This window comes from Sphingomonas sp. NFR15 (assembly GCF_900103265.1).
In the GTDB taxonomy this organism is placed as follows: Bacteria; Pseudomonadota; Alphaproteobacteria; order Sphingomonadales; family Sphingomonadaceae; genus Sphingomonas; species Sphingomonas pollutisoli.
The window spans coordinates 13713-36541 of record NZ_FMWX01000002.1; the positions used below are offsets into that span (position 1 = coordinate 13713).

Sequence of the window (22829 nt, forward strand, 5' to 3'; positions counted from 1 at the left end):
GTTAGCGGATAGGGGCGCGCGGTGGCAAGGCGTGGCTCAGCCGGCGGCCGCGATCAGCGTGTCGAGCGACGCGGCGCGGATGCCACGCCGGTCGAGATCGGAGAGCACCGCCCGCCACCAGCGATGAAAGCGCGCGAGATCGGCGGCGTCGCGCACATAAGGCGTGTGGCCGGGCGCGAGCGAGGGCGAGTGGAACGCGAAGTTGAGCACGCGCACGCCCTCGCCCACTGCTACCGCGATCGCCTCCAGCGCGTCGGCGAGCGGCATGTCCTCGGGCGTGAGCGCGACGCGAGCGAGAAGGCCCAGCCGCGCCGCCAGTCCGCGCGCTTTGGGTACCCGGCCGAGCGCGTCGTACAGCCGCGCGCCGCCCCGCCGCAGCCGGCCCGTGAACACCGTCGTCAGCGGCAATTCAACGATCGCCTTGTCCGGCCCGGAGCGGAACGCGGCATTGCCGATCGCGCCGAAATCCGGGCCGCCGTCGGCGTCATAGCGATACCGCGCGCGCATCGAGCTATCGAGCCGGTAGCCGCGCGCCGCGAGCAGCCGCAGCGTCGCCGGGCCGATGCCATAGCGCCCGGCGCGATACGCCACCGGCCGCCGCCCGAACGCGGCTTCGATCGCGGCGCTCAGCGTATCGAGCTTCGCCGCCTCGGTCGCCTCGCGCAGATTGCCGGCATAGCTGTTCGCCGGGGTCAACGCCTCGTCGAACGGCGGGTTGACCCAGGCGTGCAATTGCGTGCCCACCGCCGAGACGCCGTCCGCCAGCAGGCCCCGCAGGATGTCCCCCGCCCGCGCATCGGTCGCGATCGGATGATCGACCATATAGGTGAGCGGCACGCCCTGATCGGCGAAGCGGCGGTGCGCCTCGGGCAGCGCCGTCACCGCTTCCAGCGAATGGCCGGCGCGCGCGAGCGGCGCGGTCCAGTCGAACCCCTCCTCGGTATCGACGAACACGGTGAAGCGCGTGCCGAAACCGTCCGGCCACGCGACCAGATCGGCGGGGGTCGGCGGTTCCGGCCGGAATCCGGGCGGGTGCGCGCGCGCCACGATCTAGCTGGAAAAAGCCTGTTCCATTCCGGCGCTTACGACGGCGGGCAACCGCAAAGTCAAGACCGCGTCGCCAAGCGTCAGCGATCCACCGAGTTCGCCCGCCAGATTGCGCGCCAGCCGCAGCGCGAAGCCGGTGCCGAGCAACGGCGCGCCCGCCTGTTCGGCTTCGGTCTCGGCGTCGATCCGCAACAGCCCGTCGGCCGGATAGGCCACGAGCGCGCGGGGGCGATCGAACACGATCACCGCCTGCGCATCCTCGATCCGTGCGGTTACGCCGATCCGCTCGCCCGCCTGCGCCGAGGCGAGCAGCGTGGCGAACAGCCGTCCGATCAGCCGCTCGACCGCGCGGTCGTCCCCGGCGATGACGAGGTCGGGCGCGGCGCGGCAATCGATCGTCGCCGAGCGCAGATCGGCGAGCGGCGCGAGATCGCCGACGATCCGCGCCAGCAGCGGCGCGAGCGGCACCGCATCCTGCCGCAGATCGAGCGCGCGCGTGTCGATCCGCGCGGCCATGTCGATATCGTCGATCGCGCCGAGCAGCGCATGCACCTGATCGCGGATCGCACCGGCGCGCCCGCGATAGACCGGCGGCACCGGCCCGAGCATCTCGGATTCGATCATCTCGGCGAAACCGGCGATCGCGTTCGCGGGCGTGCGCAGTTCGTGGACGAGCTGGCGCAGCGCGTCCGGCCCGGCGCGGCCACGGTCCCGCGACAGTTCGGCGCTTTCCTCCACGCGCGGCCGCCGCGCCGAGCCGCGATAGCCGGTGAAACGCCCGCTCGCCCGGTCGAACACCGGCATCGCGCTGATCCGCCATTGACCAGCCGCGTCCGACGTGCCTGCGACCACGAGCCGCGCGTTGGCGAATCCCGACCGCCGCCGGAACGCGCCCGATGCGACCCCGTCGATCGCCGCGCCCTCGCCGATCTGGTCGAGCGACAGCCCGATCAGCGGCGCGCGCGAGACGCCCTCGACCCAGCGGATCGTGCCGCTCGCGTCGGTCTCGAACTGGAAGGCGCGCGCGTCGATCGTCGGCAGATCGAACATTTCGGCCTGGGCCGGCGCGCCATTCTCATCGCGCTCGCGGTGGAAGGCGTCGAGCCGCGCGACCAGATCGGCGATCTCGAAGGTGCCGTCGGCGGTGGGCGCGGGCGGCGCATTGTGCTGGCGCAGCGCCTCGGCGACGACCGGCAGGCCGTGCGCGATGCTGGCGATCGACGCGAACGAGGTTTCGCGCGCCGGCTCAGGCTCGGCCACCGCCTCGGGGTCGGGCGCGCGCGCGACCAGCACCGGCTTGCGCGGCGTCTCGACCGTCGCGAGCGCCTCGGGCGAGGCGTCGAGCACGAAGTCGACGCTGCCGAACGCTTCGAGCGCGCGCGTCACGCCGACGGGCAGATCGCGGCGATGACGCAGCACCGAGCGCGCGACCGAGGACAAGCCCGGCAGCAGCGCGATCCACTCATGCTCGTCAAGCCGCGCCGCGCGCAGCACCGGCGCGGCGACAGCGGCGTCGTCCTCGACGAACAGGCGCACCAGTGCGGCCGGCGGTTCGGCGGCGGCGAGCGCCCGCGCGCTGGCGGCACGCACCGTCACGGGCACCGCGTCGCGCAGCGCGCGCAGCCGCGCCATCGTCTCCGGCCCGGCCCCGGCGCGGCCCCGCCCGATCAGATCGACGAGCTGCCGCCATGCCGATTGCGCGCCGAACGGCGTCGACATGTCGGCCGAAAGCACCGTTTCGAGACTGTCGTCGAACCGCAAGCGGCAAACATCCTTTGATCTCGGCTTGCGCGGGTCCGCGCGCCGTCATGAAACCTTAACGTGCGCCTGCGCGCACTGGAATAGCTGATTTTACCCCGTCGCAATGTGGGACAATTGCGTTCTCTGGTAATTATCTTATGATAAAGCACCTTCAGGCATTGGAAAAGCTATGTTTAAGCGGAGCGGCTCGTAATGGCGTTCGACCAGATCGACCGGCGGATTCTCGAATTGCTACAGCGCGACGGACGCATGACCAATGTCGAACTCGCCGAACGCGTCGGCCTCACCGCGCCGCCCTGCCTGCGTCGCGTGCGCGCGCTGGAGGAAGCCGGTGCGATCCGCGGCTACCACGCCGATCTCGATGCCGCAACGCTCGGCTATCCGATCACCGTGTTCGCGATGGTTTCGCTGCGCAGCCAGGCCGAGCAGGATCTCGCCGCGTTCGAGGCGCATGTCGCGACCATCCCCGAAGTGCGCGAATGCCACATGCTCAACGGCGAGATCGACTTCATCCTCAAGATCGTCGCCAGCGATCTCAAGGGCTTCCAGGAAATCCTGATGACCCATCTCACCCCCGCCCCCAACGTGGCCAGCGTCAAGACCTCGCTCACGATCCGCACCGCCAAGGCGCTGCCCGGAATACCGGTACGGGTGGGGTGACCTTTCGATTGCTGAACGCGGAAGCCCGTTCGCGCTGAGCGAAGGCGAGGACGCCTGTAAGCCAATCGTTCGTGTAGAACGCAGTCGAGACACGTGCGCTTCGGTGGTCCCTTGACTTCGCTCGGGACGAACCGAGGGGGAAGCCGATTGTCCCAAGTGCGGTAGAGTCACAGCGCCCGGAGCAATCGCCCTACGCCGTGAAGATCGCCGTCCGCCCCAACGTCGCCGCCAGCGCGGTATGCCGTCGCTCCACCGCCTCGCTATAGAGCGCGCGGTCCGTGCTTGGCGCGCTCAGCACCACCGCGCCGCCCTCGTCGCTAAGCCGGGTGCGGCGTAACGGTCCCTCCAGCCCACCGCTCAGCCGCTGGCCGAGCCGCATCGCCAGCCCCCAGCCGACCGCGCGCTTGAGATCCGCCGGCGGCGCCAGCGCCGCCACGGGCGCGGGCGCATCAGTCCCGCCGCCAAGGCTCGTGAACAGCGCCTGCGCCACCAGCGCGCGCCCGCGTCCGTCGATCCCCACCCAATTGCCATGCAGCGCGATCTCGACCCCGCGTTCGGCGCGGAAATCGGGGTTGGCGCGCCAGCCGACGTCGGCGAGGAGACAGGCCGCCAGCCGCAACCGCGCCATCGCCGGCGCATCCTGCGCGAACAGCGGCGCGATCCAGCCGTCAAGCAGATCGCCATGTTCGGCGAAGCGGCCGTGCAACCGCCCCTCGTCGCGCGCCGCCACGATCAGCGGATCGAGCGCGCGCGTCGCCGGATCGAGCGCCTGATAGAGCAACCCTTCGCGCAGGCCGTAAGCCGAGACGATCGTGCGCTCGCACTTGAGCTGCTTGAGCAGCACCGCCAGCACCGCGGTCGCATCGCTCAGCGTCCCCGCGCGCCCGGATTGCAGCCCCGGCACCGCGCGCAGCCAGCTCTTGTTGACCTGCGCGATCGTGCGGCTCATCCGCGTGATCGCGCCGCGTGGCATCGCATATTGGTGGATCACCGGCAGCGGATATTCGCGAAGATGCATGTCGAGCCGCGCCAGCGACCGCCACGATCCGCCGACCAGATACAGCGGCAGCCCCTCGCCGCGCCCGCTCCAGCCGGCGTCCGCGATCAGCCGCGCCACCCGCCGCTGGAGCGCGCCCGGCCCCTTGGCGCGGATCGCCGCCACGCGTAGCACGCCGAGCGGGAAGGAAACCCGGTCCTGCACGCCGCCCCCCGCGACCCGGATCAGTTCCAGGCTGCCCCCGCCGAGATCGCCGACGATGCCGTTCGCTTCGGGAATCGCCGAGAGCACGCCATAGCCCGCGCCGATCGCCTCCTCTTCGCCCGACAAGAGCTCGACCTCGAGACCCGCCGCCTCGGCGATCGCGAGCAGCTTGCCCCCGTTGCTGGCGTCGCGCACGGCGGCGGTCGCGACGGTGCGCAGCCGGTCGACCTCCATCTCGCGCGCGACCGCGGCGAAGCGGTGCAGCGCGTCCTCCGCCATCCGCAGCGAGTCCCGGTTGATCGCGCCCGTCTCAGCGAGGCCACGCCCCAGCCCCGCCATCACCTTCTCGTTGAACAGGATCGCCGGCAGCCGCGCTGGCCCCTGATAGACGACCAGCCGGATCGAGTTCGAGCCGATGTCGATGATCGCGGTGCGCGGTTCGCCCGCACCGTCCGTGCCCTTGCCGAACAAAACCACGCTCAGCGCGTGCGCCGCAGCGACAGCTTGGGCACGGCATCGCTCGCGGCCAATGCGGCGCCGCGCCCGGACAGCGACGGGTTGGTCATGAAATAGCGGTGCAGGTTGAACGGCCGGTCGCCCGGATCGTCGCGGACGTAGCTGCCATCGGGCTGCAATTCCCAGCTCTGCTCGTTGTCGATCAGATTGGCGACCATCACCTGATCGAGAATCTGGTCATGGACGGTCGGATTCTCGATCGGCAGCATATATTCGACGCGCCGGTCGAAATTGCGCTGCATCCAGTCGGCCGAGGAGATGAAGATCTTGGCGCCGTCGTTGGGCAGCGCCTTGCCGTTGCCGAAGCACCAGATCCGGCTGTGTTCGAGGAACCGGCCGATCACCGATTTGACGCGGATGTTCTCGGACATGCCCGGCACGCCGGGCCGCAGGCAGCAGACGCCGCGCACGATCAGGTCGATCTCGACCCCGGCGTTGCTCGCCTCGTACAGTTTCTCGATCACGGCGGGATCGACCACCGAATTCATCTTCGCCCAGATCGCCGCGGGCTTGCCGGCCAGCGCGTTGGCGATCTCCGAATCGATCAGCCCCATCAATCGCGGGCGCAGGTCGCGTGGCGACAGGCTCACCTTGGTCATGCCGGTCGGCTCGATATAACCGGTGACATAGTTGAACATCTGCGCGGCATCGCGCCCGATCACCGGATCGGCGGTGAAGAAGCTGAGGTCGGTATAGATGCGCGCGGTGATCGGATGGTAATTGCCGGTGCCGAAGTGGCAATAGGTGCGATACTGGCCGGCCTCGCGACGCACCACCATCGAGACCTTGGCGTGCGTCTTCCAGTCGATGAAGCCGTAGACGACCTGCACGCCCGCGCGCTCCAGCGCGGTCGCCCACAGGAGGTTCTGCTCCTCGTCGAAGCGCGCCTTCAGCTCGACCACCGCGGTCACCGATTTGCCCGCTTCCGCCGCCGCGATCAGCGCGTTGATGACGGCGGACTGCTTGCCCGCGCGGTACAAGGTCTGCTTGATCGCGACCACGTCCGGGTCCGCCGCCGCCTGTTTGAGAAACGCGAGCACCACGTCGAACGTCTCATACGGGTGGTGGACGACGATATCCTTCGCCCGGATCGCCGCGAAGCAATCGCCGCCGAATTCACGGATTCGCTCGGGGAACCGCGGCGAAAACGGCGTGAATTTCAGGTCCGGCCGATCCTCGTCGACCAGCGCCTCGAGATCGCCGACGCCGAGGAACGCCCCGCTTTCGGTCACGAACGCGTCGGACCCGAGCTCGTCGCGCAGCACCGCGCCCAGTTCCTCGGGCATGCCGCTTTCCAGCTCCAGCCGGATCACGCGCCCGCGCCGCCGCCGCTTGATCGCGTTGGCGAAGTAGCGGACGAGATCCTCGGCCTCTTCCTCGATCTCGATATCGCTGTCGCGCAGCACGCGGAACTCGGCGCCGCCAAGCACGCGGTAGCCGGGGAAGATCAGCGGCGCGAACCGCTTCACCAGCGATTCCACCGCGACGTAGCGCACCGTCTCGCCCGGTATGCGCAGGAAGCGCGGCATCGGCGCCGGCAGCATCACCAGTTCGCGGATCGGCTGCTCGTCCGATTCGCGGACCATGTCGAACATCACCGCCAGCCCCTTGTTGGGCATGAACGGGAACGGGTGCGCGGGGTCGAGCGCCTGCGGCGTCAGGATCGGGAAGATCTGCTCGCGGAACTGCGTCTCCAGCCAGCGCAGTTCGTCGGGCGTGACCGATTCGTCTATCGTGCGCGAACTCAGCACGACGATCCCGGTCCCGGCGAGCAGCCCGCGCAGTTCACGCCACACGGTGCGCTGCTGTTCGATCAGCTCGTCCGCCTCGCCGACGATCGCGGCGAGCTGCTGGCTGCTGTTCAGTCCGTCGGGCGAGCGCCGCTCGACATCCTGCAATTGCTGGCCCTTCAGCCCGGCAACGCGCACCATGAAGAATTCGTCGAGGTTCGATCCCGAGATCGACAGGAAGCGCAGCCGCTCGAGCAGCGGGTGCGCCTGGTTGCGCGCCTCCTCCAGCACGCGGCGGTTGAACGCTATCCACGACAGCTCGCGGTTGAAATAGCGGTCGCTGCCCTCGGTCGCGGCGAACGGATCTTCGTCATTGTCGATGCGGACGATATGCGCGGGTCGAGTCATCAGGAGCCTGCCGATTCGCTTTGGGTGCCGTCGATCAGCCCTGCCTCGGCCAAGGTCGCGCGCGCAAGCGTGATCGACAGCCGCTTGCGGCTGCCCAGCACCGCCTCGTCGAGCACGTCGACCGCGCGCAGCAACGCGACATGCGTGCGCTCGATCCGCCGTACCAGCCATTCGATCAGGTCAGCCCGCGCGTCGAGGCCGCGCCGGTAGAATTGCCGCTCGAACAGCGCGCGCATCAGCGCCTCGTCGGGGTCGCCGAGCCGCAGCGTCGGGCTGGCGACCAGCCGCGAGCGCAGATCGGGCAACCGGATCGCCCATTCGGGCGGGGGCGCATAGGCGACGATCACCACCGGCTTGCGGGTTTCCTGCGCGCGGTTCCACGCGTGGAAGATGTCGGCTTCCCTCTGCTGCTCGGCATCGTCGATCAACTGCCCGCCCGCCTTGGCGGCGAAGATCCGCGCGAGCAGGCTGCGCCCGGATTTGCGCGGGCCGGTCACCACCACCGCCGCGACCGGCCAGGTGCTCCAATGTTCGAGCTGCTGGACGGCGCGTTCGTTCGATTGGGTCACCAGAAACTCATCGTCACGCGGGTCCGCCGGCCACTCCAGGGGCAAAGCGAGTTGCGCGCTCACCCCGGATTGCCCTCCGTCGTCTGCGCGCGCCGGATGCGAATCGTGGTGCCGGTGCCGTTCACCACCCAGCCCCGCGCCTCCAGTTGCGCGCGGAACAGCGCCGGATCGGCGTCATAGGTGACGCGCATCACCGACACGCCACCCAGCGCGAGGCTGGTGGTGACGGCGCTGCGCACGCCGGCCAGGCCACGGAGCGCCGCCTCGGTCGCTGTGACGGCGGCGGCACCAGGCGTATCGACCTGCACGGTGATCGCCACCGTCGCGGTATCTCCCGGCGAAAGCGCGATCGCGCCGCTCGGCGAGACCGCGTCGGTCGGGGTTTCGCTCGGCGTGGGGGTGGGCGTCGGTGTCGGCGCGACCGGCGGCACATAGGCGAGACTGGAATCGGGCTGGAGTGCACCGCCGCGCAACTCCGCCTGATACGCCGCGTCGATCCGCTTCACGCCTTCGTCGAGCAGCAACGGCAGCGCATCGGCATTGCCGACGCGCAGCGTGAAGCGCGTAACGATCTTGTTGTCCGGCCCATGCCGCGCCTCGAACGCGCCGATGATCGGGCCGCCCGGCCATTGCCGGGACAGCCGCACGATCGGCACGAGGATGTCGTTCGATCCATATTGGTCGAGCACGGTGCGCCACCACGCGCGCCCCGGCCGCGTCGTCTGGCCGAGGTTGAGCAGCAGCGAATCATTGCCGGTGCCGCTCGGCCGCACATAATCGATCAAACTGGTGCTGGTGCGGAAGCGCCCCCACGCCTGCACCCACGGATTGTCCTGCTCGAACGCGATTCCCGCTCCGCCCGAATAGGCGATCGGAATCGTCAGCATCGATGTCGAGCGCTGTTCCTGATCGGCGACGCCGAGCAGCGCGCCCGCCCGGGCGCGGCTGAACAGCACGCCGAGGCGCGCGATATAACGGTTGGGGCCGATCTGCTCGTTCTCGACGATGATGCCCGACACCATCGAATCGAGCGCTCCGTCGGAAACGCCGCCCACGCTCGCGCCGAGCCGCTGGGCGAGCATCTGCCAGCCCTTGCGCTGCGCGAGCCGCCAGCCGGCGTAGCGCGCGGCGTCGGCATTGCCCGCGCTCACGTCGACGCGGATTCCGCTGACCTCATAGCTGCCCGATCCGTCGCCGATCGCCCCTGATGGCGAGGTCGGCGCCGGCGGCGCGGCATCCTGGGCAAGCAGCAAGCCACCGCTGGCGACGAGCGCCGATGCGACGAGAAACTGGAACGGGCGGGAAAGGCGCGGCGGCATGTCGGCGCCCTTTTGGCGAAGCAGGCGTGGAAATCCAAGCGGGATATGGCTAGGCGACGCAGTATGAGCGACAAACCCTACACCTATGCGCAGGCCGGCGTCTCGATCGCGGCCGGAAATGCGCTCGTCCGCGCGATCGCCCCGCTGGCCAAGGCGACGCGCCGCGCGGGCGCAGACGCCGATCTCGGCGGCTTCGGCGGCTTCTTCGATCTGAAGGCGGCGGGCTTCACCGATCCGCTGCTCGTTGCCGCGAACGACGGCGTCGGCACTAAGCTCAAGCTCGCGATCGACTCCGGTCACCATGATGGTGTCGGGATCGATCTCGTCGCGATGTGCGCCAACGATCTCATCGTCCAGGGCGCCGAGCCCTTGTTCTTCCTCGATTATTACGCGACCGGAAAATTGGAGCCCGGCGTCGCCGAGCGGGTCGTCGCCTCGATCGCGCAAGGCTGTCTGCAAGCCGGCTGCGCGCTGATCGGCGGCGAGACCGCCGAGATGCCGGGCATGTACGCGCCCGGCGACTATGATCTCGCCGGCTTCTGCGTCGGCGCGGTCGAGCGCGACCGCGTGCTGACCGGCAAGCATATCGCGGCGGGCGATGTCGTGCTCGGCCTCGCCTCGAGCGGTGTCCACTCGAACGGCTTCTCGCTGGTTCGCCGGCTCGCCGCCGACAAGGGCTGGAAGCTCGACCGCCCCGCCCCCTTCGATATCGACACGCTGCTGATCGACGCGCTGATGGCGCCGACCCGCATTTATGTGAAGAGCCTGCTGCCGGCGCTGCGCGTCGGCCGCATCAAGGGCCTCGCGCACATCACCGGCGGCGGCTTGCTCGAAAACATCCCGCGCGTGCTGCCCGAAGGCACCCACGCGATGATCCACGCCGACGCCTGGGAGCAACCGCGGCTGATGGCGTTCCTCCAGGCGCAGGGCGGCATCGAGCCGGGCGAGATGGCGCGCACCTTCAACTGCGGGATCGGCATGGCGGTGGTGGTCGCCGCCAACGACGCCGACGACGTGACGGCGATGCTCGCAGGCGCGGGCGAAACCGTGCTGCGCATCGGCGAGATCGTCGCGGGCGAGCGCGGCTGCACCGTCAACGGGCGCATCGAGACCTGGGGCGGCCGCGATGCCTGGTCGGCGACGCACCTGCATGCCTGACCGCATCATCGGCGCGGGTCGACCCTTGGCGAGAGCCCTCGCGATGCTCCCGCGCAGGCCGGAGCCCAGAGTCGCGCGCGCTACGCATCGGCGTTCCCCTTGCCGCTGGGTTCCCGCCTCCGTGGGAACACAAAGCTCCGGTCCGCGCAACTTTTGCCCGGAATCTCCGCAATGAAACATCGCGTCGCCATCCTCATCTCCGGGCGCGGCTCGAACATGATGAGCATCGTCGCCGCCGCGGGCGACGCCTACCAGGTCGCGCTGGTCGCCTCCGACAAACCCGATGCCGCCGGGCTCGCCTGGGCGAAGGCGCGGGGCCTGCCCACTTGGGCGCTCTCGCCCAAGGGCATCGGCAAACCCGCGTTCGAGGCCGCGCTCGACGCCGCGTTGCGCGAGGCCGGCGTCGGCACGATCGCGCTTGCCGGCTATATGCGGCTGCTCTCGGACGATTTCGTCGCGCGCTGGCGCGGCCGCATCATCAACATCCACCCCTCGCTCCTGCCCAAGTACAAGGGGCTCGACACCCACGCCCGCGCGATCGCGGCGGGCGACAGCCACGGCGGCTGCTCGGTCCACGTCGTCACCGAGGAGCTCGATGGCGGCGCCGTGCTCGGCCAGACCGAAGTGCCGATCGAGCCGGGCGACACCGCCGAAACGCTCGCCGCGCGCGTGCTGGTCGCGGAGCATCGCCTGTATCCGCGCGTTCTGGCAGAGTTCGTCGCCCAGACTTCGTAGCCAAGGTGAGTCGCCCATGAGCCCCGATCCCGAAGCCGCCCTCGCCCGCGTCCGCGCCTATTGCCTCGCCTTGCCGGAAGCGGAGGAAAAGATATCGCACGGCGCGCCCGGCTTCCTCATCGCGGGCGGCAAGTTCTTCGCCTATTTCTGGCACAACCACCACAATGACGGCGAAACGGTCGCGATCGTCCGCACCACCGGCCATGACGAGCAACAGATGCTGATCGAAAGCGGCCCGGCCTTCTATTACGCCCCGCCCTATCTCGCCCCCTTCGGCTGGGTGGCGATGCGGCTCGACGGCGCCGATCTCGACTGGGACCGGGTCGGTGACCGGATCGCGGCGAGCTGGGAACTCGCCGCGCCCGAGCGGCTGCTGGAGGCGGGCGGCCGATGAGCGAACCCAACGCCTCCGAACGCGCCGAATCGCGCGCGATCCGCAAACGCTGGGTCACGCTGGCGGAGATCGTCGCGGTGGCCGGCCTGGTCATCTCGGGCACGACGGCGTGGCTGAGCTGGTCCGAGCGGCGCAGCGACGAGCAGGAAAAACACGTCGAGAAGATCACCGAGGCGCATGCCCGCGCGCTCGTCCGCCTCACCGCGACGCCCGAGCACGGCGGTGCAACCCTCGCCCTCAAGGATGCCGAGCATGACGTGCAGAGCGTCGACATCCGCTTCCCCAAGGCGCTCGGCGTTCCCGCGCAGAACAGCATCCTCAGCCCGCATATCGACGCCGACTGGGTCGCCAAGCCGCTGCTGGAGGCGACCAAGGACGGCCCCGACAAGCGCGAAGGCCGGCTGCCGGTGTTGATCGCCGCGAGCTACTGGGATGGCGACCAGCAACGCACCGATACCGCGATCTACGATATCGTCTGGCAGACCGAGGGCGGGCTGATCTGGGGCCACAAGCTCAGGCTCAAGGGGCTGATGCTGCGCGAACGCACCGCCTCGGTCGCTCGCCTCGATTCGCTCTGGAAGGCAGAGCGGCCGCGCTGAACGCCTCGCCGCTCGCGGCGAGGATCGGCTTACCGCGACGCCAGTTCCGCCCCCGGCTTCACCCAGGTCGCAAGCTGATCGCCCGCGCCGGGGCGCACGAAGCACCGCCCGCCGGCGGCGCGATATGACGCGCACAGATTCACCGCATCGCCGCGCGCATAGCCGCCGAGCGAAAGCCGATAGAAGCTCCCCGTCCCGGTCTTGACGGTCACGCCCTGCGGCCTCTGCCCCGAGAAGGTCGGAAAGCGCCGCGCGGCGCGCTGCCACGCGTCGCGCGCGACCGCCACGGTATCGAACGCACCGAGTTGGACGTAGAATTTCCCGCTCGCGAACGCGCGCGGCGCATCCTCGACCGGCGCCGCCCTGACGGGCGTCTTGGACGCGAGCGCCGCCTCAGGCTTGGCCGCGAGCGGCTGGACGACCTCCTGCCGCGCGGCGAACCGCACCGTCGGCACGCCGGTGTCGAGCGACGGCGCCGCGTCGGGTGCCGCCGCCACCGCGGCCGCAGCGGGCTCGGCGCGCGCCACGTCGACCGGTGCCGCGGCCTTGAGCGCGAGCGCGGCCGGGCGCCCCTTGTCCGCCACCGCCGTCACGCCGAGCAGCGCCGCGACCTGGTCCGAGGCCGTCTTGGGCCGCGCGAACGCGCCCCATGCGACGATGCGCTTGTCGGCATCGGCGGGGGAGAGATCGAGCCCCGCCACCGCCCGCGCCTCGGTCCAGCGCCCGGCGAGCGCGAGGCTCAGCGCGAGGTTCTGGCGCGTCTTGGTGCCCGCCGTATCAGCCCGCGCCGCGCTGGCGAGCAGATCGACCGCCGCCGCCGGATCACCCGCCAGCGCGATCGCGAGGCCGCGGTCGCTGACCGGGATCGAGTCGGCATGCGCCGAGAGCGTCCCACGCGCCGCCGCCCAATCACCGGTCGCGATCTGCGCCAGCGCGAGATTGAGCGCGGCCTTGCCATTGCCGGCGTCGAGCGTGAGCGTGTCGCCGAAGGCGTCGCGCGCCGAGCCGAACCGCCCCGCCTTCAGATAGGATTGGCCGAGCAGCATGCGGAACTCGGCCGAATCCGGCGCGGCCAGGGCGGCACGCTCGGCATGTTTGACGGCATCGGCACCCTTGCCGCGCGCCAATAGCGCGCGCGCCTTGGCGGCTTCCGCCGCCGCCTTGCGCGCGTCGCCACTCTGCGAATGGCTGCCCGCCACCGCGACACCCTGCACGCCCACCGCCAGAGCGCCGCCGAGCAGCAGCACCGAAGCGCCCAGGGAAACGATCGCACGCGTCTTCATCATATTTCTCCATTCGAGCGCCCGGCACACGGCGGCAGGCGCGCCCCGCGACGGCCGAACACGCCGCTTACCGGGCGCTGCGCGGCCGCGCCGGTCGGCGACGGTGGCGCGAACACGGTGCGGCGGAAATTGGTTTCCAGCCGGTCCGAAACGAAGCGCCACAAGGCCTCGATCTCGGCGGCGGATCGGCCGTCGGCGTCGTGTTCGGTCACGGTGCCTCCGTCGATCATCGCGGTCGCGAAATCGGCGCGGTGATGGATGACGACCGGCGACACCGTCCCATGCCGCGAAAGCGCCAGCATCGTCTCGCCGGTGATGCGCGCATCGGGTGCCGCGCCGTTGACGACGAACAGCAACGGCTTGCCCGCGCGCGCGCACAAATCCGCGGTCGCACCGACCGCGCGCAGATCGTGCGGGCTGGGTCGCGTCGGGATGACGATCAGCTCGGCGAGCTCTACCACGCTTTGCGTCGCCGCGCTCGTGGCGGATGGCGCGTCGATCACCGCCAGCCGGAAGCCTTGCCGGCGCAGCCCCTCCAGATCGGCGGCCAGCCGCGCCATCGTGCTCCGCGCGAGCGCGGGATAGGGGGCGGCGCGGTCGTTCCACCAATCCGCCAGTGAGGCTTGCGGATCGAGGTCGATCAGCACCACCGGCCCCGCCCCGGCGCGCTCGGCCTGGACGGCGAGATGCCCGGACAGCGTGGTCTTGCCCGATCCGCCCTTCTGTGATGCCATTGCGACGACGCGCATGTGCCCCGTGAACCCCCGCCAGTAGAAGGCCGCCACTGCCCCAATATTGGTCAAGAACGGGTTAACGGCCCGCGATCCGCACCTTTTCGGCACGCGGTGCCTAACGAAATCTTTGCCAATCCTGTCTATGTCGGCCTAACCGGAAGTGGTTTGGGGCATGAAATGCGGGTCCGCGAATGAAGACACTGATTTTGGTCGCCGCCCTTGCGACGGGTGGCATGGCGCTCGCCATGCCGGCGCGCGCCGATGTCAAGGCCGGGGTCGATGCATGGAGCCGCGGCGATTATCGCAAGGCGATCGACGAATGGCGCCCCGCCGCGATCAAGGGTGATCCCGACGCGCAGTTCAATCTCGGCCAGGCGTACAAGCTCGGCCGCGGCGTCCCCGTCGATCTGCCGATCGCGGAAAGCTGGTATCGCAAGGCGGCGATGCAGGGGCATCTTCAGGCCGAGGACAATTACGGGCTGATCCTGTTCGATGAAGGCAAGCGCACCGATGCGGTCCGCTGGCTCGAACGTTCGGCGACGCGCGGCGAGCCGCGCGCGCAGCTCGTGTTCGGCACGATGCTGTTCAACGGCGACAACGTCAGCAAGGATTGGCCCCGCGCCTATGCCTTCATCCTGCGCTCGGCCGCGCAGGGCCAGCCGCGCGCGCCGCAGGTGCAGGCGCAGATGGACCAATATCTCTCGCCCGAGGATCGCCAGAAGGGCATGGTGCTGTCGCGCCAGTATGAGGCGGACGAGAAGCGCCCGCAGCTTCCGCCGGAGATCGCCGGCGCCGGTACGCAGACCGCGATCCGCGGCACCGATCTGCCACCCTCCGCCTATGATCCCGGAGCCCGCCCCGCGCCGCTCGCGGTCACGCCACGCCAGGACGGACCCAAGGCTCCGCCGCATGCTGCCGTACCCGATGCGCCGCGCGGGCGCCCCACGCCGCCGCCGCGCCCGCAACCCGCGCCGACGTTGGCCGGCAACGGCCGCTGGCGCATCCAGCTCGGCGCGTTCCGGGACGAGGGCAACGCGCGTGGCCTGTGGCAATCGGTGCAAGGCCGCCTCCCCGGCCTGCAACCCTATTACGTCAAGAGTGGCGCGGTGACCCGCCTCCAGGCAGGCCCGCTCGCCTCCGGCGCGGCCGCCACCCGCGCGTGCGGCGCCGCGCGGACGAGCTGCGTTCCCGTCGCGCCGTAAGCGGCGTAAATTCCAACACCTACCCGGTCGTGCCGGGCGAAGTCGAAGGACGCGCGCTTCGACACGCCCGGCACGAAGAGGTCAAAGTCTGAAAACGCTGCCCGCAGCGCGCGCTTAGCGGCTCAGCCCGCCGAGGCGCGCACCAGGCCGAGCAGCAGCCAGTACAGCCCGCCCGACAGCAGCATCGCCGCCGGCAGCGTCATCACCCAGGCCAGCACCATGTTGAGGATGGTGCGCGCCTGGAGTCCGCTCCCGCTCGCCACCGAAGCGCCGGCGACGCCGCTCGACAGGATGTGCGTGGTCGAAACCGGCGCCGCGAACAGATCGGCGGTCATGATCGTGAACGCCGCGACGATCTCGGCCGAGGCGCCCATGCCATAGGTCAGGTGCGTCTTGCCGATCTTCTCGCCGACGGTGACGACGATCCGCTTCCACCCGACCATCGTGCCAAGCCCGAGCGCGATCGCGACGATCACCTTCACCCACAGCGGAATGAAGCGCGTGCCCTTCTCGAGATGCTTCTGATACGCGCCGATCGCCTTCAGTTCGTCCGTCGAGAAGATCTTCTCGGAACCCTTGTCCTTGGTGACGAACTGCGCGACGCCCTGCAGCAGATACATGTCGTTGCGCAGATTGGGCGTGGCGGCGGCGGGCACCTTGTCGAGCGAACCATAGCCCGAGATGCGCGCGCTGACATCGTGCGAGAGCGTGTCGATCGCGCCATAGGTCGCGGCGCCGGTAGCCGTCTTGGCCTCCAGCGCGTGCGTCAGCACCGCGCGCGCCGCATCGACATCGGTGCCGATGGTGCCGCCATGCGCGCGAAACGCGGTGGCGGCGGCATTGGCGGAGGCGACGAAGCCGGGCATCTCGCTCGCCGGCATCGTGCGGTTGAGCGCATAAGCAGTCGGCGCGCAGCCGATCAGGATGAGCATGATGAGCCCCATGCCCTTCTGCCCGTCATTGCTGCCGTGGAAGAAGGAGACCGCGGTACAGGTCGCGATCAGCGTCGCGCGGATGCCCTTGGGCGGCGGCGAATCGGTCTTGGGCGCGGCATAGAGCTTGGGATTGCGCAGCACCTGCTTCATCACCAGCAGCAGCACCAGCGATCCGATAAAGCCGATCAGCGGGCTGAACAGCAAAGCCGACAGCACCTTCTGCGCCTGGCTCCAATCGACGCCCGAGGTGCCGTTGCCGCCATGCGACACGATCTGATTGGCGAAGCCGACGCCGAGCACCGAACCGATCAGCGCGTGGCTCGATGAATTGGGCAGCCCGACATACCAGGTCGCCAGGTTCCAGATCACCGCCGCCAACAGCAGCGCGAAGATCATCGCGAAGCCCGCGCTCGATCCGACGTGCAGGATCAGATCGACCGGCAGCAGCGTCACGATCGCATAGGCGACCGCGCCGCTCGACAGCATCACGCCGAGGAAGTTCCAGAACCCCGACCACACCACCGCCACCGGGGCGGGCAGCGAGTGGGTGTAGATCACCGTCGCGACGGCGTTAGCGGTATCATGGAAGCCGTTGACGAACTCGAACCCCAGCGCGATCAGCAGGGCGAGCGCGAGAAACGCGAAGGTCGCGGTCGCCAGCCCCTCGCCCGCCTGCGCTGTGTCGAACAGGATGCTCGCACCCGCATAACCCACCGCGCCGACAATAATCGCGAGGAATATCCAGCGCCCCGCCGGGTGCAAGGGCCGGTCGAGATGCGGCGCGCCGACGGAACGTTCACTCGGATCGAGTGACGCTGTAGTGGATATATCCATAAAGTCGGCGTGGCCCGCTTCTGTTACCATATGATGACAGAAGCGTTCTTCACGAAGCTCTGTCGAAACCAGCGCGTCGATCGCGCCGATGTTGCGGCGCCCCTTAATCTCGATTTGCCCCGGCGGCAACCGGTGCGGGCGGTCTCGGCCGCGTTTCGTCGCATCGCCCGCGCCGAGGCGCCACGATCAACGATTGCCCTCGGCGCCGCCGTTCCCTACCTGTTCGCCGATGAGTATCCCAGCGTCCACCGCCGAACCCGCCTATCTCAAAGGTCTCAACGCGCCGCAGCGCGATGCCGTGCTCACCACCGAGGGACCGGTGCTGGTGCTCGCCGGCGCGGGCACCGGCAAGACCGCCGCGCTCACCGCGCGGCTCGGCCATCTGCTCGCGACCCGGCGGGCCTATCCGAGCGAGATCCTCAGCGTCACCTTCACCAACAAGGCCGCGCGCGAGATGCGCGAGCGCGTCGGCCGGCTGGTCGGCGATCTCGTCGAGGGGATGCCGTGGCTCGGCACCTTCCACGCGATCGGCGCGAAGATGCTGCGCCGCCATGCCGAGCTGGTCGGGCTACAGTCGAACTTCACCATCCTCGATACCGACGACCAGCTCCGGCTGCTCAAGCAACTGATCCTCGCCGCCGACATCGACGAGAAGCGCTTCCCCGCGCGCAGCCTCGCCGGGCTGATAGACGAGTGGAAGAACAAGGGCCTCACCCCGCGCGAGATCGACGCGGGCGAGAGCGAGCGCTATGCCAACGGGCGCGGCGGCGAGCTCTACCAGCGCTATCAGGAGCGGCTCGCCGCGCTCAACGCCTGCGATTTCGGCGACCTGCTGCTCCACATGCTGACCATCCTCAAACGCGAGCGCGAGGTGCTCGCCGATTATCAGCGCCGCTTCAAATATATCATGGTCGACGAATATCAGGACACTAACAGCGTCCAATATCTGTGGCTGCGCCTGCTCGCGCAGGAGCGCAAGAACATCTGCTGCGTCGGCGACGACGATCAATCGATCTATTCGTGGCGCGGCGCGCAGGTCGAGAACATCCTCAAGTTCGAAAAGGATTTCCCCGGCGCCAAGGTGATCCGGCTCGAACAGAATTACCGCTCGACCCCGCACATCCTCGCCGCCGCGAGCGGTGTGATCGCCAACAATAGCGGCCGGCTCGGCAAAACCTTGTGGACCGAGGAGGCCCAGGGCGACAAGGTCAAGGTGCTCGGCGTGTGGGACGGCCCCGAGGAAGCGCGCCGCGTCGGCGAGGAGATCGAGGCGGCGCAACGGAACGGCCAGTCGCTCGACAAGATCGCCATCCTCGTGCGCGCGCAGCACCAGACGCGCGAGTTCGAAGACCGCTTCATCGCGATCGGCATGAACTATCGCATCATCGGCGGCTTCCGCTTCTACGAGCGCGCCGAAATCCGCGACGCGCTCGCCTATCTGCGCGTCGTCCACCAGAGCGCCGACGATCTCGCCTTCGAACGCATCGTCAACGTCCCCAAGCGGGGCCTGGGCGACAAGGCGGTGCAGAAGCTCCATTTGCTGGCGCGCGCCGAGAATATCCCGCTGAGCGTCGCGGCGGCGCGAATCCTCGACACCGACGAACTGACCGGCGCCGCGCGCAAATCGCTCGGCAATTTCGTGATCGATCTCGCCCGCTGGCGGCGCATGGCGAACGAACTCCCCCATGCCGAACTCGCCCGCCAGATCCTCGACGAAAGCGGCTATACCGGCGCGCTCCAGGCCGAGAAGTCGGTCGAGGCGGCGGGGCGGCTGGAAAACCTCACCGAACTCGTCCGCGCGATGGAGGAATATGAGAGCCTCGGCGCGTTCCTCGAACACGTCAGCCTCGTCATGGACAATGAGTCGCAGGCCGACGAAGCCAAGGTGACGATCATGACGATCCACGCCGCCAAGGGCCTCGAATATGACACCGTCTTCCTGGTCGGCTGGGAAGAAGGCCTGTTCCCCTCGCAACGCGCGATCGACGAAGGCGGCAACGCCTCGCTGGAGGAAGAACGCCGCCTCGCCTATGTCGCGATCACCCGCGCCCGCCGCCGCGCGATCATCCTCCACGCCGCCAACCGCCGCATCTACGGCCAGTGGACCAGCAGCATCCCGAGCCGCTTCGTCGGCGAGCTGCCCTCGGCCCACATCGAGAGCGAAAACAGCATGAGCGGCGGCGAAAGCCTGTGGCGCGCCAACTGGTCGGAACGCGCCGACCCGTTCGCGGATGTGGCGCGCGGCACGGGGCGCGGCCCGGGCTGGCAACGCGCGGCCGGGGTGAAGGACGGCGGCAGCTTCACCAGCCGCACGTTCTCCCGCGAACCCACCCGGGTTGTGGAGGCGCGGGCGAGCGCGGTGAGTTTGGGGAACAAGGGGCGTTCGGATCTGGAGGTGGGCATGCGCGTGTTCCACCAGAAATTCGGCTACGGCGCGATCGCGTTGATCGAGGGGAATAAGCTCGAAATCGACTTCGACGAGGCTGGAAGGAAGCGGGTGATGGATACGTTTGTTACGGTAGGGTGATCAAAATTTAGCGATACGGTGGCGACGTCACCATCCCATCGTGGTATCCGTGGATAGATTTAACTTTTCCCCACATCAACGCATCATTGAAATTACGGATAATTGGCGGATTAACACGCCACCAATGCGGATTCTCCTCCGACGCGGTTGATGCATTTACTTTGTAAACCGCGTGATACAACGGTTCTTTAAATCGAGAATAGTACTGATGATCGTCCTCATCGTGATAGTCGGATGATGGAAGAGTTAGCTGTAAATTCATTTCCCAGTTAATGACCTGGCCATCTATGTTATCACGTAAGGCTCGCTCGACTTCAAATTTATTTAAAGATGGTACCGTGTTTGCTGGCACTAGATAATCTGCCCAGCAGTTATAAAAACAACCATTTGGAGTATCATGCCAAATTGCCCGAACCCGAAGACACTCACCAACAGAGACTTTGACCCGGGAAAGTTCATGTATGATCCTTTGGAGAAACGGCAGACTTGGCGGATCAATACCAGACCTGCTTTCAACGTATAAAAAATTTCCCCTGTAATGCGCAGTCCATCTTTGCTCACGTTCTGTATAAAATATTTTCCAGTCTTGTGTTCCGGGCGACGAGAAAAATTGTTGTGCTAAATAATAGTTTTCGTGAGTGAGAAGACGTTTCTCAATATCTACCGCGTCCCATACAGTTACTGACAATCTTTCTGATTTTTTTATTTCATCGAGCTTTCTCATCAATTCCGCAGAAGGCTGCGTCGACGTAACAAGCAAAAATCCGGAAGCGCTAATTCGAGCGCATCGATCGAATATATCAACTACATCACCCACGCCGACCGATTTTCCGGATCGCGCGTAGTGCTTGCAATCAACCAACCATAACGCGCGCGCCCTGGTGAGTGGACCAATGATTTCCTCCTCTGCTATCAAATCCCTCCCACTATCAGCACCAACTCCCGTCCAACTCGGCCGTAAGCCCGCTTTTAAAAGAAGTTCGCGGATAAGTTGTTCAAACTTTGATCCATCTGTTGATAACTCGGTAAAATCCAGCAATTCGATCTCCACCTTACGAAAAAACCTAAGCCGCCACCCGCTCCACCACGATCTCCCCGGCCCGCGCCCACACCTCGACGAGGTCGTGCGCGGCCTGCATCCGCATCAGCGTATCGGCGCTCAGCCCGAACGCCTTTTCGAAGCGGATCGCCATTTCCGCCGACAGCCCGGCGCGCCCGCCGAGCAGGTTGCTCATTGCCTGCCGCGTCACATGCAGCTTCGCCGCCGCGTCGGTGATCGACAAACCATGCGGATCGATCACCTCCGCGCGTAGCCAGCCGCCCGGATGCACCGCGAAGCTCGAATGTAGCTTGATCGCCATCACCCCTCCTTCATCGCCGACCGCATCCCGAGATGCGTGACGAAAGGATCGAAATCGCGATCACTATACAGCAGCGCGATTCCGTCCTCGATACACCGAGTCGCGATCAGCGTGTCGATGGTCTTGCGGACCGTGACGCCGATCCCACGCAAGGTACGATAGTGTCGAGCCGCCGCCAGCGCCACATCGCGCCCGACGATGTCGATGGATTGCAGCGTGTTCATCAGCGCCAGCGCTTGCTCGAAATCGCGCTCGGTGTTGAAGCCTTGCAGAACCTCCGCCAGGATCACGTCGCCGACCATGATCGGCGCGTGCCCGAGCAGATCGTCGAGCCGGTCACTTTCCGGCGTGGCGACCCCACGAAAATAGTCGATCCAGACGCTGGAATCGACCAGGATCATCCGTCGATGCGCATCTCGTCGAGATCACCCGTCCAACCGAGCTTACCCCGAAACGCGCGGATGCCCGCCTGTCGCCGCACCTGAAGCAAGGTGCGCAGGCCGAGCTCCACCGCCTCGCGCTTGGTGCGCGCACCGCTCGCCGCCATCGCTTCCGCGATGAGGTCGTCATCGATCACGATATTGGTCCGCATATGTGTATCCTTCGAACAAAGATACACATAACCACTTGAAGCACGCCGCGCAATCCCGCTGTCCTACACCACCCGACCCATGCCAGACTTGCAGCATGCCCGTCCGCCTGCCCCCGATCGCCGCCACCAGACCGCCTCGCGCCAACAGCCCCGCCGCGCGCTCAGCCCCCAAAAATCGCACTCCGCCAACCGTGCGCACAGTGGACAACCTTAGCCACGTTTCCCTAGCGCAGCCGCCGCAACCACCGGTTCGCGGCGAACACCAGCAGCGCCCAGACCGTGCCGAAGCACCAGCCGCCGAGCACGTCGCTCGGCCAATGCACGCCGAGGTACACGCGGCTGCACCCGATCAGGACGACGAGAAGGCTGAAGAAGCTCACGATCGCGACGCGGGCGGCGCGCCGCGCCTCGACGCCCGCCAGCATCAGCGCAATCGTCAGATAGGTCGCGGCGGAGATCATCGCGTGGCCGCTCGGGAAGCTGGCGTTGTCGACCCAGACGAGGTGCGGCACCACGTCGGGGCGCGGGCGGTGGATCACGCTCTTGAGCTCGGCGGAGAGCAGCGATGCGCCGATCAGCGAGGCGGCGATCCACGCGGCCTCGGCGCGTCGGCGCAGGAAGCACAAGGCGGCGATGCCCGATCCACCGAACAGCCACATCAGCGTGAACCCGCCGAGTGCCGAAATGTCGATCGCCGACTGGCGCAGCCACACCGGCCCGATCGGCACGTCGAGGTGCCCAGGCACGCGCAGCGCGAGCAGCGTCGGCGCGTCGAACCCGAAGCCCACGCCTTCGATCAGTTCGGCCGCGATGTGGAGCCCGAGCAGCAGCGCCGATACCGCCAGCAGCGCGACCAGCGGCCACAACCACGCGATCGCGCGCGGCGCTTCGTCGAGCGGCACGCCGGCCTTCACCGGCGTCAGCCCAGTTCGACCGTCATCAGCGTCGAATCGGCGTATTTGGGGTCGCTGGGGATGAACAGGGGGTTCGCCTTGAAGGCACGCGGCGTCAGCCGCAGCCCGGTCAAGCCGGCGAGCTTGAAGGTGCCGAGCTTGAGTTCCTTGGGCGGCCGCCCGTCGCGCTCCAGCACCACGCCGTCGATGAAGAGGTCGCCGTGGCGTGTGTAGATGATGTGCGGCGCGAGCGTCACCTCGGTACGGTTGTAGGTCGCGGCGAGGCAGCGCTGGCGCACGATGCCTTCGAACACGGTGGGAACGTCGCCTGCGGGGGTGTCTGTCACGGCATGGTCTTCGGGTCGGGGAGA

22 protein-coding genes are annotated in these 22829 nt (G+C 67.9%); 7 read left to right on the forward strand and 15 right to left on the reverse strand.

What is annotated here, in order from left to right; genetic code table 11:
- Nucleotides 1-36: 36 nt before the first annotated feature.
- Together BLS81_RS05525 and BLS81_RS05530 are read right to left on the reverse strand one after the other, a co-directional pair.
- Entirely contained in the window at nt 37-1047 is a 1011-nt protein-coding gene (locus BLS81_RS05525; RefSeq protein WP_093221906.1) for a polysaccharide deacetylase family protein, read from the reverse strand.
- Nucleotides 1048-1050: 3 nt separating this feature from the next.
- Nucleotides 1051-2808 carry a sensor histidine kinase gene (locus tag BLS81_RS05530; protein ID WP_371128250.1) on the reverse strand — a complete coding sequence of 586 codons (1758 nt, stop codon included), beginning with the start codon at nt 2806-2808 and terminating at the stop codon, nt 1051-1053.
- Nucleotides 2809-3000: 192 nt separating this feature from the next.
- Here BLS81_RS05530 and BLS81_RS05535 point away from each other — a divergent pair, with 192 nt between their 5' ends.
- The gene (locus BLS81_RS05535) at nt 3001-3468 is read left to right on the forward strand and encodes an Lrp/AsnC family transcriptional regulator (RefSeq protein ID WP_069206059.1); all 468 of its coding nucleotides are present in this window, start codon (nt 3001-3003) and stop codon (nt 3466-3468) included.
- 190 nt (nt 3469-3658) lie between these two features.
- Here the strand turns inward: BLS81_RS05535 and BLS81_RS05540 are convergent, their stop codons facing one another.
- From BLS81_RS05540 to BLS81_RS05555, 4 genes are read right to left on the reverse strand one after another with little or no spacing between them, the layout of a single operon-like run.
- Nucleotides 3659-5152, reverse strand: coding sequence for a Ppx/GppA phosphatase family protein (locus BLS81_RS05540; protein ID WP_371128253.1), 1494 nt, complete (start codon nt 5150-5152; stop codon nt 3659-3661).
- A complete protein-coding gene (locus BLS81_RS05545) occupies nt 5149-7323 on the reverse strand; it encodes an RNA degradosome polyphosphate kinase (RefSeq protein ID WP_093221909.1) in 2175 nt (724 codons plus the stop codon). Before BLS81_RS05545 ends, BLS81_RS05540 begins: the two co-directional genes overlap by 4 nt.
- Nucleotides 7323-7895: an HdaA/DnaA family protein gene (locus BLS81_RS05550; protein WP_371128254.1), complete on the reverse strand. Its 573-nt coding sequence runs from the start codon at nt 7893-7895 to the stop codon at nt 7323-7325. Before BLS81_RS05550 ends, BLS81_RS05545 begins: the two co-directional genes overlap by 1 nt.
- Nucleotides 7896-7951: 56 nt before the next feature.
- Complete coding sequence (locus BLS81_RS05555; protein WP_093221914.1) at nt 7952-9211, reverse strand: hypothetical protein; 1260 nt, start codon at nt 9209-9211, stop codon at nt 7952-7954.
- A gap of 63 nt (nt 9212-9274) precedes the next feature.
- Between BLS81_RS05555 and purM the strand changes: the two genes are divergently transcribed.
- From purM to BLS81_RS05575, 4 genes are all read left to right on the forward strand, one after another.
- Nucleotides 9275-10369, forward strand: coding sequence for a phosphoribosylformylglycinamidine cyclo-ligase (purM, locus tag BLS81_RS05560; protein ID WP_093221916.1), 1095 nt, complete (start codon nt 9275-9277; stop codon nt 10367-10369).
- A 171-nt stretch (nt 10370-10540) separates the two neighbouring features.
- Nucleotides 10541-11104: a phosphoribosylglycinamide formyltransferase gene (gene purN, locus BLS81_RS05565; protein WP_093221919.1), complete on the forward strand. Its 564-nt coding sequence runs from the start codon at nt 10541-10543 to the stop codon at nt 11102-11104.
- 16 nt (nt 11105-11120) lie between these two features.
- Nucleotides 11121-11498, forward strand: coding sequence for an MmcQ/YjbR family DNA-binding protein (locus BLS81_RS05570; RefSeq protein ID WP_093221921.1), 378 nt, complete (start codon nt 11121-11123; stop codon nt 11496-11498).
- The gene (locus BLS81_RS05575; RefSeq protein WP_093221925.1) at nt 11495-12097 is read left to right on the forward strand and encodes a hypothetical protein; all 603 of its coding nucleotides are present in this window, start codon (nt 11495-11497) and stop codon (nt 12095-12097) included. Before BLS81_RS05570 ends, BLS81_RS05575 begins: the two co-directional genes overlap by 4 nt.
- 29 nt (nt 12098-12126) lie before the next feature.
- On the opposite strand, the gene BLS81_RS05580 is transcribed toward BLS81_RS05575, so the two are convergent.
- Nucleotides 12127-13380 (reverse strand): SPOR domain-containing protein, encoded by a 1254-nt coding sequence (locus tag BLS81_RS05580; protein ID WP_093221927.1) that lies wholly within the window; start codon nt 13378-13380, stop codon nt 12127-12129.
- Nucleotides 13380-14129, reverse strand: coding sequence for a ParA family protein (locus BLS81_RS05585; RefSeq protein WP_093221930.1), 750 nt, complete (start codon nt 14127-14129; stop codon nt 13380-13382). Before BLS81_RS05585 ends, BLS81_RS05580 begins: the two co-directional genes overlap by 1 nt.
- A 176-nt stretch (nt 14130-14305) precedes the next feature.
- Between BLS81_RS05585 and BLS81_RS05590 the strand changes: the two genes are divergently transcribed.
- Entirely contained in the window at nt 14306-15316 is a 1011-nt protein-coding gene (locus BLS81_RS05590; protein WP_093221933.1) for an SPOR domain-containing protein, read from the forward strand.
- A 122-nt stretch (nt 15317-15438) separates the two neighbouring features.
- Here the strand turns inward: BLS81_RS05590 and BLS81_RS05595 are convergent, their stop codons facing one another.
- A complete protein-coding gene (locus BLS81_RS05595; RefSeq protein WP_093222912.1) occupies nt 15439-17085 on the reverse strand; it encodes an inorganic phosphate transporter in 1647 nt (548 codons plus the stop codon).
- Nucleotides 17086-17314: 229 nt separating this feature from the next.
- On the opposite strand from BLS81_RS05595, the gene BLS81_RS05600 reads away from it, so the two are divergent.
- Entirely contained in the window at nt 17315-19612 is a 2298-nt protein-coding gene (locus BLS81_RS05600) for an ATP-dependent helicase (RefSeq protein ID WP_093221935.1), read from the forward strand.
- Between the two features lie 7 nt (nt 19613-19619).
- Here BLS81_RS05600 and BLS81_RS05605 read toward each other — a convergent pair whose 3' ends face one another.
- The 6 genes from BLS81_RS05605 to BLS81_RS05630 all read right to left on the reverse strand — a co-directional run bounded on the left by BLS81_RS05605 (nt 19620) and on the right by BLS81_RS05630 (nt 22805).
- Nucleotides 19620-20663 (reverse strand): restriction endonuclease, encoded by a 1044-nt coding sequence (locus tag BLS81_RS05605; RefSeq protein ID WP_093221937.1) that lies wholly within the window; start codon nt 20661-20663, stop codon nt 19620-19622.
- Between the two features lie 13 nt (nt 20664-20676).
- Entirely contained in the window at nt 20677-20973 is a 297-nt protein-coding gene (locus tag BLS81_RS05610) for a HigA family addiction module antitoxin (RefSeq protein WP_093221938.1), read from the reverse strand.
- Nucleotides 20973-21374, reverse strand: coding sequence for a type II toxin-antitoxin system VapC family toxin (locus tag BLS81_RS05615; protein WP_093221940.1), 402 nt, complete (start codon nt 21372-21374; stop codon nt 20973-20975). The genes BLS81_RS05610 and BLS81_RS05615 overlap by 1 nt, the downstream gene beginning before the upstream one ends.
- Nucleotides 21371-21565, reverse strand: coding sequence for a type II toxin-antitoxin system VapB family antitoxin (locus BLS81_RS05620; protein WP_093221942.1), 195 nt, complete (start codon nt 21563-21565; stop codon nt 21371-21373). Before BLS81_RS05620 ends, BLS81_RS05615 begins: the two co-directional genes overlap by 4 nt.
- A 224-nt stretch (nt 21566-21789) precedes the next feature.
- The gene (locus BLS81_RS05625; protein WP_256326085.1) at nt 21790-22479 is read right to left on the reverse strand and encodes a phosphatase PAP2 family protein; all 690 of its coding nucleotides are present in this window, start codon (nt 22477-22479) and stop codon (nt 21790-21792) included.
- A 5-nt stretch (nt 22480-22484) separates the two neighbouring features.
- Entirely contained in the window at nt 22485-22805 is a 321-nt protein-coding gene (locus BLS81_RS05630; protein WP_093221945.1) for a hypothetical protein, read from the reverse strand.
- Between the last annotated feature and the right edge of the window lie 24 nt (nt 22806-22829).